A 13,059-nucleotide genomic window follows, 5' to 3' on the forward strand; every position below is an offset into this window, starting at 1 on the left:
GGTCCTATCCCCATAAGTCCGAATATGATAGCAAATATATGTTATCCCCTTTGCTAACCGTATCCATTTTACTATACGATCGGCCATTTGACAACCGTTGAGGAAATATAAGTAAGCCTTCATATTAATGGTGGATACCTTTTTTGCGTCTTTATTTATTGTTCACTTTGTACTCTTTTTTCGTGCCATCATCAAAAACGACTTCTAAATCAAACTCTTCATAGTCATCCTTCAAATTAAACACTTTTGTCACTTCTTGAATGACTTCCTCATCTTTGGAATCTTTCGTGAAAGTCAATTTCTCTAACATAGGAGTCAATTCTTTCATGGCTTCATCACCAAGAACTTTGTGGTTGTTCGCTTCGTCTTCAATGGAAGCTTCCGTTTGAGCCCCTGTAGCATCATATTCTGCTTCATAGTCGTTATCATTACCTGGATAGTCAACCTCCAATTGGAAGTCCTTGAACGCGAATGGTAGCTTTTCATTATTATTATCCGTTCCCGTTTCAGTATTCGTGTCCGCTTGGTTTTCATTTTCCTGAACCGGTGGATTTTTCACTTCGTCCTTGTCTTCCCCGCATCCAGCCAAAACTAGCATGGCCGCAAATGGTACTGATAATACTTTCAATGTTCTTTTCATTGTCATTTCCTCCTTGGAAGTTTGTATACCTTATCTATTTCCTAAAAGAAGTCTTTTAAAACCAAAAACCTTTTAGATTTCCTAAGGTAAGCCAAATGAAGGAAACGCTGGAATGACTTATAGTGGAATGATATAAAACAATACAGCAAAAAAGTGTGTGACCGAGCCACCAAGAACGAATACATGCCAAACGGCGTGGTGGAAGGGAAAACCGCGCCATACATAGAAGATTGCGCCAAACGTGTAAAGCAGCCCCCCTGCAATCAGCAACTGGATGCCAGCAGAAGGCATCGTTGCAGTCAGCGGACCCCATACGATCACGATCATCCACCCCATGGCGATATAAAGAATCGTTGAAAGGAATAAGAACTTTTTCACATAGAAAGCTTTGAAGACGACTCCAATTATCGCGACTCCCCAAATGATCCCTAGCAACGTCCAACCGAGGGTTCCTTGTATTACAAGCAGCATAATCGGCGTATATGTGCCTGCAATGAATATGTAGATTGCTGAATGATCGAAGATTTCGAATAAATCTTTTGTTTTCCCCTCCGGAAAGCTATGAACCAGGGTAGATGATAGATATAAAAGAAGCATGGAGACGCCATAAATGACTGAAACGACAACATGCCAAGGCGGTCCCTCCTGTGCCGAGTGTATGATTAAGAATACTAGGGCGGCAATGCTCAATAACGCACCGATTCCGTGAGTTATCGCATTGACCACTTCTTCTTTTTTCGTATAAATATGTGTATTGGCCATGTTACAGCTCCTAACTCTTTCATTAACATTATTTGATATCTTTATTATACATCAGTTCAGTCATAGCCATGTAGGAAAGTGAATATTTACTTGAAAATGGAAGTTAATTAGATTATTATCTAATTAGACAACAATCTAATTAGGAGGTACAGGCGTGCAAATAGAAAAATTGGTCGCATTCCATAAAACGATGGGCGATGTGACGAGAATCAGGATTATATCGATTCTCGCAAATGGACCAAAACGCGGCCAGGCAATAGCAGGCATATTAAGTCTGACCGCCCCAACCATATCACATCATCTGACTAAATTGAAGGAGATTAATTTAGTGAGAGATCGCAGGGAGAAAAATTCGGTATATTATTTCTTAAATGATGATGTCCTTCAGCATTATTCTCGGGCATTGCCTGAAATGATATTAAAAAAAGGGGAATCCAAGATGGATACGCAAAAACTGTCAGGAGAGCAAAAAAAGATCCTTGAAAATTTCCTTACGGCAGATGGTCGATTGAAAACCATTCCAGCACAAAGGAAAAAGAAATTGATCGTTCTTTATCATATAGCTAGCCTTTTGGAAAACGGTCGTAAATATGAGGAAAAAGACTTGAATTCATTCATTCAAACCTTTCATGATGATTACGCAACGATAAGACGGGAGCTTATCATCGGAAGCATCATGTATAGGGAAAACAGCATTTATGAACTGAATCCCCGCGAGATGTGGGCCACTATCGAGTAACATGAATTATTGCAGTAAAAAACCGGCTTCCCTCAAGAGGGTGAGCCGGTTCGATGTTATTAAATGGCAAAATGGTGGCCGCCAATGATCTTGATGACCTCCAATTTTTCCATCCATTTGCTATCCGAAATGCTCGGATTCCAAAAATACAAGGCATCATTCGTGTAGCCATGAACCGCCAGTGCCTCGTTGACAGCCTTCTTTGCGTCTTTACCGGCAGGTCGGTTGATACTCCCGTCGCCGACAGGGGAGAATTGATTTTTTTGATAAATCACTTCCCTCACAGTATCGGGGAATTCATCACTGTCCAAACGATTCAATACTACACCAGCGACTTCCACTTTTCCTCTGTACGGTTCCCCTTTTGCTTCAGCATGAACGAGCCTTGCTAATAATTCTTTATCTTTTTCATTCATTACATGTGGAATGATCAATGTTTTACCAGGTTCGGCAACATTGTTTACATTATGATTGACTTCTTTTAACTTCGCGATCGGCACCCCATACTGCTTAGCAATATCCCATATCGATTCGCCCTGTTTGATGACATGCTTGGTTGCTCCATCAGAAGCTTCACTGGTCGTTCCTTTAGGGAAAATGATTCCTATTGCAATGACGCTTAGAGTCATTATCACAGCTATTACGGCTGGTAATTTCATCCTGTAACCTCCTCATTAAGCATGTACCAAGGATAACAAACCATATAAGAGAAAACAGCACTAAATTTTTTCCAAGGAAATCAAGGAAAAAATTACACGGATCAATGATCATCCTTTTTTCAGTGATTCCCATTCATCACGTATGATTCCCATTCTGATCGAATCATAATATATGCCATCATAATAACGGCATTTTCTCATCCTGCCTTCGATTTGCATTCCTACCTTTTCGGCAACAGCCATCATACGCGGATTGCCTGACCAAGTCGTCAGCCCAACTCGTTCAATCTCGATATTTTCAAACAAGTAGCCCATGTACAATATGAGCGCTTCCGTACCATATCCACCATTCCAATACGTTGGCTCGAAAATCGTAATTCCAATTTCAAGCCAGCGTGAAGGTTCGTGTTCCCAGTAATAAACAATGGAGCCTATTATTTGGTCATCAGTTTCAAGCAAAAGCTCTGAATAAGCCCCAACCTTTTCATCAAAGGCTTTCATCTTCATTTCTTTATCGATAAACATAGTGAAATCAACGAGCTCCAAAGGAAAATATGGTGCATCCCATTTCTTCCATTCCGGATTGGCTTCTCCATACTTCATACTCCATAAGCATTTAAGATCAGCTTCCTTCACGTTCCGTAAGCTAACTCTTTTACCTTCAATTCGAACATCTTCCAATTTGTATCCTCCACTTCCGCCTAAGCTCCTTTTTAACGGTCAACATCCAACTTAATGAAATATTGCCTCTCTCTCGGTCCGTCGAATTCACAAAAGTACACACCCTGCCATGTTCCAAGAATTAAACTTCCTTTATGAATGATTACCTGTTGTGAAGCGCCGACTGTACTTGATTTCAAATGGGCCGCCGTATTTCCTTCCATATGTAAATCCAGTGTATGATTCCAAGGATATTGCTCATCCAATCTTCTCAGCAAATCTTTTTTGACATCAGGATCGGCATTTTCATTTATCGTAACTCCTGCAGTCGTATGCGGGCAATAAATGAGCGCGATGCCTTCTTGAATTCCGCATTCCGTGATGAAAGCCTGCACTTCGTTTGAAACATCAATCATATCATCCCTTTTTGTCGTTTTTAACGTATATTTCTTCAGCATTCCCGTTCACTCCTTCTAGTCATTTTTATTTCTATACCCATTCCCTTGAGACTTATGCTTTTATACCAAAAGGCAATAAAGTAAACTTATCTCTACCGATAAATTAATCAACCTTTCCTTATTGTAGTTTTCGTTTTAAAATTGGAAATATAATGAATCAGGAGAGTGTGAATAATGGACTTCCATTTTAAATCAATCGATCATTTTCAATTAGCATCCCCAAATGGTAGCGAGGACATATCCAGGAGTTTTTATCATGGCATTTTAAAGCTACGGGAAGTCGAGAAACCCGAGACATTAAAGGCTAACGGAGGGGTATGGTTTGAAGCAGGTTCGATCAACATCCATATTGGGACAGAGGAACCCTTCATTCCCGCCCGAAAGGCCCATCCAGCGCTGGAAATCAAAAATCTCCCGGCCCTGAAACAGCATTTAATCGATAACGAAATATCCTTTATAGAAGACGAAAGGCTGCCTGGTGCAAACCGCATATACGTGGCGGACCCCTTCGGAAACCGTATCGAGATTTTGGAATGGAATAAATGATCCGGAACAAACCAATTCGGACCTGTTCAAATTTTAGACAAGTTCGAAATTCGTGTTATGAATAAATTCTTGGTCATCTCAGTTCATCTTAAGGTAATAAAAGGGTGAAGGGGATCATTTAGATGAACCTTTTGATGAAAGAATTTAAAACATCAAAAGACCTATAGGAGTAGCTTTAATTAAATCCTATCAAGATCGACAGCCTTTTACAGGGAATTTCATTTGGTCAGTATTCGTTTTTATTAATACAATTTGTGTGTGCAAACCTTTTTTCATTAATAATTAGGGGGTAAAAAAGAAACAAGGACATTATGAGGACGCCAGGAAAAGGTAAACTCAAGAAGTAATCAAAAAAGCGGGTCCAATCTAATTGGACCCGCTTCTTTTCACGGCTGTTTCTTTTTCCAGACACCTAATAATAATGCAGTGATGAGAGAGCCTATTAATATGGCCAGCAAATAGAGTACAGGGTGATTGACGAGAGGGATGACGAATATTCCTCCATGTGGTGCAGGCAGTGTCACGTGAAAGGCCATTGACAGTGCTCCCGCAGTCGCTGCTCCAATCACACTGCTAACGATGACCCGCAATGGATCCGCTGCAGCAAAAGGGATGGCTCCTTCAGTAATGAATGAAGCGCCCATAAAGTAATTGGTAAAGCCTGATTTCCTTTCCGTTTCACTGAATTTGCTTTTAAAGAACGTTGTTGCCAAAGCAATTCCTAGTGGCGGAACCATACCGCCTGCCATAACTGCAGCATGTGGTCCGAAGCTGGAAGCTTCAATGGCCGCTATTCCAAAGGTGAAGGCAGCTTTGTTAATCGGTCCGCCCATATCCACTGCCATCATCCCCCCAAGGATCAAGCCCAGGAATATGGCATTCGTACCTGATAAGCCTTGGAGCCAATTGGTCAAGCCTTGATTAATGGCCGTCACTGGTTCATTGATGAGAAAAATCATGATCAACCCGGTAATCAACATCCCAAATACAGGATATAGCAGTACCGGTTTTATTCCTTCAAGAGTATGGGGTAGCTTGGAAAACACTTTCTTTAAAAGCAATACGACATAACCAGCAAGGAAACCGGCAATCAGACCGCCAAGAAAACCGGCATTGGCCTGTGCGGCCAATAGCCCCCCGACCATACCAGGAGCAAAGCCTGGTCGATCGGCTATACTCGAAGCAATGAAACCGGCAAGGATTGGAACAAGCAAGAAGAAGGCACCATTTCCCCCTCCAATATCGCTTAATGCTTTGGCAAGGGGATTATACTGTGGGTTTGCCGGATCGGCTGCCTCGATTCCAAAAAAGAAAGAAAGCGCAATCAAGATTCCGCCACCTACTACAAATGGGAGCATATTACTTACCCCATTCATCAAGTGCTTGTAAATCCCTAGACCGCTTTTAGAGTCAGCTTCGTTGCTTTTATCTTTGTCAGATCCTTTGTAAACAGGCGCATCCTGCTTTATCGCTCTAGTCAACAGTTCTTCGGTCTTCCGGATACCTTGGGCAACCGGAACGATTATCACGTGCTTCCCATTAAAACGATCCATCTCGACCTGTTTATCAGCGGCAACGATAATCGCATCCGCCTCAGCTATTTCAGCAGCGGTCAATGCATTCTTGATGCCAGTCGAGCCATTCGTTTCCACTTTAAAGTCGATTCCCATTTCCTTCGCTTTCGCCTTGAGCGCATCCGCTGCCATATAGGTGTGGGCAATCCCGGTCGGGCAGGCTGTAACGGCGAGGACCTTGCCATTTTTATGGACACTTCCGCTTTCAGTCGCATGCAGTTCTTTCTCTTCTGCTGCATCGGCTTCCATTTCTTTTTGGTTGATGATTTCAATTATTTCCTCACCGGTGGAAGCGGAGATCAAGCTGGCTCTAAATTGTTCATCCATTAATAATGAGGATAGACGAGAAAGTGTTTCCAGGTGATCCGCATTCGCTCCGTCACTTGCTGCAATCATGAAGAACAAATGTGAGGGCATGCCATCTAGCGATTCATAATCGACACCGTTTACGGATTTTCCAAAACATATGGCAGGTACCTTCACAGCACTCGTTTTAGCATGTGGAATTGCAATTCCTTCTCCAATTCCTGTCGTGCTCTGTTCTTCACGTTTTAAGATGGCAGCCTTGAATGCCCCCACATCGTTTAAGCGGTCGGCATCCGCCAACTTCCCTGACAATTCATCAATGACAGCTTGCTTTGAAACACTTTGAAGGTCGATGATGATTGTATCCAATTTCAACAAGTCCGTGATTTTCATAGAGTCAGCCTCCTGTTAGTAGATTGATATCGATTTGAGGTAATAATTCTTCTATTTTATCCAATGTCCCAAGATCGGATGAAAAGGCTGTAGCACTTCCTGACGCAAGACTGAAGCGAAAGGCAGCTAAGAGATCGCCGGTCTTTTCATAGGTTCCGATGAACCCTGCCACCATGGAATCACCGGCTCCGACAGAGTTGATGACTTTTCCCTTCGGCACATTGGCCGAATAGCACTGTCCTTTTGAGCAAAGAACGGCACCCTCTCCTGCCATGGAAACGATTACGTTTTGAGCCCCTTTATCAATCAATTTATTCCCATACTCAACAGCATCGGCAACCGTTTTGATTTCGGTACCAAATAGCTCGCCCAGTTCATGATGATTGGGTTTTATTAAAAATGGCCGATGTAAAAGGACATTCAGTAATTCCTTCCCGCTCGTATCCACCACCACTTTAATGCCGTTAGCAGAACAAGTTTCTGCCAAAGCTGCATATACATCCGCAGGGACGCTTGAAGGGATGCTGCCAGACAAAATGAGGATATCACCATTTTCCAATTGCTCGATTTGATTGAATAATTGTTGATAATTTCCTTTTGAAATGGTAGGACCCTGACTGTTTATTTCAGTCTCGACTCCTGTTTTCAACTTAATGTTAATTCTTGTATCCCCTGCAATTTCCGTAAAATCTGTGTAAATCTCTTCTTGCTTTAAAAACCGTTTGACGAAATCACCCGTTTGGCCGCCTATAAAACCTAAGGCCGTCGTATCATTTCCAAGCCTTTTAAGAACTCGGGAAACGTTGATTCCTTTACCACCGGGAAATTTTGCGTCATAAGAAGTCCGATTCACCCTACCAATTTGAAAGCTATCCACCTCTACCAAATAATCGATGGATGGATTGAGCGTTACTGTATAAATCATGAAGTGGTCACAACCTTTACCTTTGGATTTTTTTGGAGCTGAGCAACAGCTTCTTCACCGTTGCCATCCGTTATGATGATGGCATCGCTTACATCCGCTACCTTTGCAAATGTCGCTTCATTCAACTTGGAGCTGTCACAAAGTACGTACGTTTCATTAGAGAGACTGATTGCCAGCTTCTTCAATAAGGCTTCTTCCGGATCCGGAGTTGTGAAACCAAGCTCTTGATGGATGCCATTCATTCCCAAGAAACATTTATCGAATCTGTATTCATTCAAAAATTGTCCGGCATTGCTTCCGATAACCGCATTAGTTGAGAATTTTATTGTACCGCCCACTAGAACGGTTTTAATTTCCAGCTCGATCAGCTTCGGGATATGCATGAGTCCATTTGTCATGACCGTCACATTCTTCTCTTTTAAAAAAGGAATCATTTCTGCCGTGGTTGTACCTGCATCAAGGTAAATGCAATCATTTTTCTCGATGTATGACGATGCCCGCTTTGCTATGAGCTGCTTTTCAGCTCTTGCTTTGTTTTGCTTTTCGATCGTGGTAGGCTCAAGACCTTTTCTTTGAAGTAAGGAAGCCCCGCCATGCACACGTTTCAACAGCTTCATTTCTTCGAGCTGCACTAAATCCCTTCGAATCGTCGACTCTGAAGCCTGGAGCTGATCTACAAGCTCCTGCAGCTTTACCGTTCCATGTTTTTTTAGAATCGAAATGATGAATTCATGCCTTTCAGTCGTTAACAATCCGTCCACCTCACTTTAATATCATCATCATATATGAAAACACCAAAACAATCAATCAAAAACATTTAAAATTATTCAAATTCATTCATATCACCTCAAAATTCGTTCATAAACATTCATATTATAGAAAATTCTATTCATTCAAGCTTGATGTCTCTATTTTTTTCTCCTATAAAAATAACGATATATTCTTTCACGCAAAAAAACCTCCGTCATATGACAGAGGTTTTTTTATCATTTTATTTGTTACCCTTGAAGTAAAAGTTGTTCAGGATCTTCAAGCATATCTTTGATGGCCACTAAGAAGCCAACTGCTTCTTTACCATCAACGATACGGTGATCGTATGATAATGCAAGGTACATCATCGGTCTGTTTTCGATTTGATCTCCAACAGCGATTGGGCGTGTCTTAATTGTATGCATTCCCAAAATCCCGACTTGCGGGGCGTTCAAGATCGGTGTTGATAATAGGGAACCGAAAGTACCGCCGTTTGTGATGGTGAAAGTACCACCTGATAAATCAGAAAGACCTAATTTATTACTACGCGCTTTAACAGCTAAATCCGAAATGTTCTTTTCAATTTCAGCAAAGCTTTTACGGTCTGCATCCCTTACAACAGGAACGACTAAACCTTCATCAGTCGATACAGCTACACCGATATCGTAAAAGTTCTTTTTCAAGATATGGTCGCCTTTGATTTCTGCATTCAATAGCGGATATTTTTTCAAAGCGCCAATGACTGCTTTAGTGAAGAATGACATGAAGCCAAGTTTAACATCATTCGCTTTGACGAATGAATCTTTATGGCGGCTGCGCAATTCCATGACTGCAGAAAGGTCCACTTCATTAAAAGTTGTAAGCATGGCTGCTTCGGATTGTACTTGAACCAGACGCTTTGCAATGGTTTGACGACGGCGAGTCATTTTGACCACTTCAATACGGTCATCATTCACTTCAACAGGTGCTGCGGCTTGTTTAGCTGCAGGCGCTGTATTTGTTGCTGCTGCAGGTGCTGCTGGCGCATTGCTTGCAGCTTCTACATCCTGAACACGTACACGGCCTAGCGGATCGGCTACAGGCACTTGAGACAAGTCAATTCCTTTTTCACGAGCCAATTTTCTTGCAGCTGGTGAAGCAATAACTTGTTGAGTGGATGATGCATCTTTCGTTTCTGCTTTACCTTTTGCAGGAGCGGCTTGTTCCTTTTTGGCTGGCTCGGCTTTTGCTTCCTTAGCTTCTTCTGCTTTTGGAGCTTCCGCTTTAGGAGCTGCTGCAGCTGATCCATTCTCATCGACGATGGCGATTGCTTGTCCAACTTGGACAGTGTCGCCTTCTTCTGCTAAATGTTCAGAAAGTGTACCCGTATAATCTGAAATGATTTCTACGTTTACTTTGTCCGTTTCCAGTTCAAGGACATATTCTCCTTTTTCAACGTGGTCACCGGGTTGTTTTAACCATTGCGCAATAGATCCTTCAGATATCGATTCAGCTAATTCAGGTACTTTTACTTCAGCCATTTTATTTCTCCCCCTCATTATTGCGTGTGATCGCTTGAGTCATAATCCGTTGTTGTTCATTTTTATGGACAAGTGGATCTCCCTCAGCCGGGCTTGATCTGCGTTTCCTTCCGATATATGTGACGGAAAGGTTACGAGGAGCCGCTGCATTAAGGCGTGGTTCAACAAATGTCCAAGCCCCCATATTTTTAGGTTCTTCTTGAGCCCAGAAGATTTCTTTCAGGTTTGTATATTTTTTCAACGCTTCTTGAACCCCAGTGAATGGGAATGGGTAAATCTCTTCGATACTGATGATTTGCAGCCATTCCGTATTTTTTTCAGCTGCCGCTTTTTCACGAAGTTCAACAGCCAACTTACCGGTTGCGAAGACAATGCGTTCAACCGATTTAGGTTTTTTGCCTAACGCCTTCGTTTCCATGAACGATTCAAACGAACCTTCGCTGAATTCCGAAGATGCAGAAGCCATCACTTGGTTACGAAGCATGCTCTTCGGTGTCATGATGACAAGCGGGCGTACTTGCTCTTGATCCAAAATCTTAGCTTGTCTTCTAAGGATATGGAAGTATTGAGCTGCCGAACTTAAGTTGGCAACGGTCCAGTTGTTCTCAGCCGCCAATTGCAGGAAACGTTCAAGGCGTGCACTTGAGTGCTCTGGTCCTTGTCCTTCATATCCGTGCGGAAGCAGCATGACAAGTCCTGATTTCTGACCCCATTTTGCACGGCCGGCAGCGATGAATTGATCAAAGATGACTTGTGCAGTATTGGCGAAATCCCCGAATTGCCCTTCCCATAGTACCAGTGTTTCAGGCGCGAATACGTTATACCCATATTCATACGCTAAAACTGCCGTTTCAGTCAGCGGGCTGTTATGGACAGCGAAAGAAGCTTTGGCCATTTCAAGTGTGTGAAGTGGTGAATAAGTTTTTCCATTCACACTGTCATGTAACATGATATTACGCTGAGCGAATGTTCCGCGCTCTGAATCTTGCCCTGTCAAGCGAATTGGCGTAGCATCGTTCAAAATGGTCGCAAATGCTAGCGTTTCGGCATGAGCCCAATCAATTTTACCCTCAGGTGCAAAGGAATCCAAGCGACGTGACAAGATCTTTCCTAATTTCTTATTAGGAGTGAATCCTTCCGGCCACTGAACAAGTTCTTCGTTGATCGAAACCAGTTCTTGCTTCGGAACTCCTGTCTCGATGGTCGGAATTCCTTTTTCGATGATGCCAGGAGGGTTACACTCTTTAGAAGCTTCTGGTTTGTTTCCAGAAATTTTCGCATAGGCGTCGGCAAGCCTTGTATCCACTTGCTCTGCGATAGCTTTCACTTCTTCTTCCGTGAACTCACCAGAATGAATCAGCTTGTTCCCATAAAGGTCTTTGACTGTTTTATGCTTATGGATCAAAGCATACATTTCAGGTTGAGTCACCAACGGCTCATCCATTTCGTTATGGCCGAAACGTCTATAACCGATCAAATCGATCAAGAAATCTTTTTTATATTTCTCACGGTATTGGTTAGCAAGGTTCACTGCAGCGATACATGCTTCAGGATCATCCGCATTCACATGCACGATCGGCACTTCAAAGCCTTTAGCCAAATCACTGGCATATTTGGTTGAACGTGAATCTTCACTTTCCGTTGTAAAACCAATCATGTTATTGGCGATGATATGGATGGCACCACCAACTTGATATCCGCGTAAACGGCTTAAGTTGAATGTTTCCGGTACAATTCCCTCACCTGGGAACGCTGCATCACCATGTATCAGGATGGCTAGTGACTTGGAAATATCCTGTGCTGGGAATCCCTTTGCCGAACGGTCTTCTTGTGCCGCACGGGAATACCCTTCCACGATTGGACCGACTACTTCCAAGTGACTAGGGTTATTGGCAAGAGTGATTCTTGCTTTTTGTATGTTGGCTTTGGTGATTTGCTTATCAAGACCTAAATGATACTTGACATCACCTGTCCACCCATTGTTAATCCCTGTCGAACCTTCGGAAGGAACCAAATCTTTATTTGGCGAATGTTGAAATTCCGAGAAGATGACTTCATATGGCTTGCCTAGTACATGTGCAAGCACATTCAAGCGTCCGCGGTGGGCCATGGCGATATTTACATTACCTGTTCCGTTTTGGACCGTCTGTGAAATCATTTCATCTAGGATAGGCACTAATATATCTAGACCTTCTATAGAAAAACGTTTTTGGCCGACATATGTGCGGTGAAGGAATTTTTCAAACCCTTCCACCTCATTCAGCCGTTTTAGTAACAGTTCTCTTTTCTCTTTAGTCACTTCCGGGAACATGCTTCCGGATTCGACCATATCTGTAAGCCATTGCTTTTCTTCCAAGTCATTAACATGGTGAAATTCAAAGGCTATCGTTTTTGTATAAAGTTGTTTAAGGTATTGTACGGCATCGTATCCGTCTTTTACGTCCTTTGGTGATTCTGGACAAATAAAGTCAGCCGGTATCTTTCTTAAGTCATCTGCAGTTAAGCCGTATTTTTCAAAGTGAATTTGTTCAGTATCCAGTGCTTCTTCTTTTAAAGGATAAATGTTCGCAGCAAGATGTCCGTAAGCGCGGATGTTTTCCGCTAGCTTCACTGCAGACATAATTTTCTTCATTGGAAGAACTTCTCCAGTTTGTACAATTGGTGCACTTCCGATTGTCGTTTCTGCCGATACATCGAATGAAGGAGGACCTGATACTTCAAAAAAGTTTTTCAGCTCCGGATCTACTTCTTCCGGATTGGCTTGAAATAGATCGTATTGCTCCATGACATACCCAAGGTTTGGACCTGAAAAAGCTCTCCATGGGTCGTATGCCTTAGCATCCTTGATGGTCATTTTTGTAAACCCCCAAATTTCTCTCATAATTTTTTTCAATTCGTTTTATCCATCCCCAAATTTCTTTCTTCTAACTATTCGCCAAATATATGAATGATAATTAATTAACTTTGGTCATGAATAATAAAATTTTAAAGGATAAAACGTTTTCAGATGTTATATTAACATGTTTTTGTCGAAATATCCAAAGGTTAAACCACTTTATGCAACCTTTTTGCAACTATATTTCTGCTTAATTCGTCATTATGCGCCTTTAATTGACTTTTTTGCTCA

At 42.1% G+C, this 13,059-nt stretch carries 12 protein-coding genes; 2 read left to right on the forward strand and 10 right to left on the reverse strand.

Annotated features, from left to right (window positions below; translation table 11 throughout):
- Nucleotides 1-151: 151 nt before the first annotated feature.
- Nucleotides 152-640, reverse strand: coding sequence for a YusW family protein (locus ABE28_RS12920; protein ID WP_064467379.1), 489 nt, complete (start codon nucleotides 638-640; stop codon nucleotides 152-154).
- Between the two features lie 117 nt (nucleotides 641-757).
- A complete protein-coding gene (gene trhA, locus ABE28_RS12925; protein WP_064467378.1) occupies nucleotides 758-1,402 on the reverse strand; it encodes a PAQR family membrane homeostasis protein TrhA in 645 nt (214 codons plus the stop codon).
- 154 nt (nucleotides 1,403-1,556) lie between these two features.
- Between trhA and ABE28_RS12930 the strand changes: the two genes are divergently transcribed.
- Nucleotides 1,557-2,141 (forward strand): DUF2087 domain-containing protein, encoded by a 585-nt coding sequence (locus ABE28_RS12930; RefSeq protein ID WP_064467377.1) that lies wholly within the window; start codon nucleotides 1,557-1,559, stop codon nucleotides 2,139-2,141.
- 59 nt (nucleotides 2,142-2,200) lie between these two features.
- Here the strand turns inward: ABE28_RS12930 and ABE28_RS12935 are convergent, their stop codons facing one another.
- From ABE28_RS12935 to ABE28_RS12945, 3 genes are all read right to left on the reverse strand, one after another.
- A complete protein-coding gene (locus ABE28_RS12935) occupies nucleotides 2,201-2,800 on the reverse strand; it encodes a cell wall hydrolase (RefSeq protein ID WP_083232074.1) in 600 nt (199 codons plus the stop codon).
- 108 nt (nucleotides 2,801-2,908) lie between these two features.
- Nucleotides 2,909-3,481: a GNAT family N-acetyltransferase gene (locus ABE28_RS12940; RefSeq protein WP_064467376.1), complete on the reverse strand. Its 573-nt coding sequence runs from the start codon at nucleotides 3,479-3,481 to the stop codon at nucleotides 2,909-2,911.
- A gap of 32 nt (nucleotides 3,482-3,513) precedes the next feature.
- Nucleotides 3,514-3,918 carry a secondary thiamine-phosphate synthase enzyme YjbQ gene (locus tag ABE28_RS12945; protein WP_064467375.1) on the reverse strand — a complete coding sequence of 135 codons (405 nt, stop codon included), beginning with the start codon at nucleotides 3,916-3,918 and terminating at the stop codon, nucleotides 3,514-3,516.
- Nucleotides 3,919-4,092: 174 nt separating this feature from the next.
- On the opposite strand from ABE28_RS12945, the gene ABE28_RS12950 reads away from it, so the two are divergent.
- A complete protein-coding gene (locus tag ABE28_RS12950; RefSeq protein ID WP_064467374.1) occupies nucleotides 4,093-4,464 on the forward strand; it encodes a VOC family protein in 372 nt (123 codons plus the stop codon).
- Nucleotides 4,465-4,850: 386 nt separating this feature from the next.
- Here ABE28_RS12950 and ABE28_RS12955 read toward each other — a convergent pair whose 3' ends face one another.
- The 5 genes from ABE28_RS12955 to ABE28_RS12975 form a co-directional block, all read right to left on the reverse strand.
- A complete protein-coding gene (locus ABE28_RS12955) occupies nucleotides 4,851-6,737 on the reverse strand; it encodes a PTS fructose transporter subunit IIABC (protein WP_064467373.1) in 1,887 nt (628 codons plus the stop codon).
- A 4-nt stretch (nucleotides 6,738-6,741) separates the two neighbouring features.
- Nucleotides 6,742-7,662, reverse strand: coding sequence for a 1-phosphofructokinase (pfkB, locus tag ABE28_RS12960; protein WP_064467372.1), 921 nt, complete (start codon nucleotides 7,660-7,662; stop codon nucleotides 6,742-6,744).
- A complete protein-coding gene (locus ABE28_RS12965) occupies nucleotides 7,659-8,414 on the reverse strand; it encodes a DeoR/GlpR family DNA-binding transcription regulator (protein WP_064467371.1) in 756 nt (251 codons plus the stop codon). The genes pfkB and ABE28_RS12965 overlap by 4 nt, the downstream gene beginning before the upstream one ends.
- A 246-nt stretch (nucleotides 8,415-8,660) precedes the next feature.
- Nucleotides 8,661-9,932, reverse strand: a complete 1,272-nt coding sequence (gene odhB / locus ABE28_RS12970; RefSeq protein ID WP_064467370.1) for a 2-oxoglutarate dehydrogenase complex dihydrolipoyllysine-residue succinyltransferase — start codon at nucleotides 9,930-9,932, stop codon at nucleotides 8,661-8,663.
- 1 nt (nucleotide 9,933) lies between these two features.
- Nucleotides 9,934-12,786, reverse strand: coding sequence for a 2-oxoglutarate dehydrogenase E1 component (locus ABE28_RS12975; RefSeq protein WP_064467369.1), 2,853 nt, complete (start codon nucleotides 12,784-12,786; stop codon nucleotides 9,934-9,936).
- Nucleotides 12,787-13,059 lie beyond the last annotated feature (273 nt).

Origin of the sequence: Peribacillus muralis, assembly GCF_001645685.2 — a bacterium.
GTDB classification, from domain to species: Bacteria; Bacillota; Bacilli; order Bacillales; family DSM-1321; genus Peribacillus; species Peribacillus muralis_A.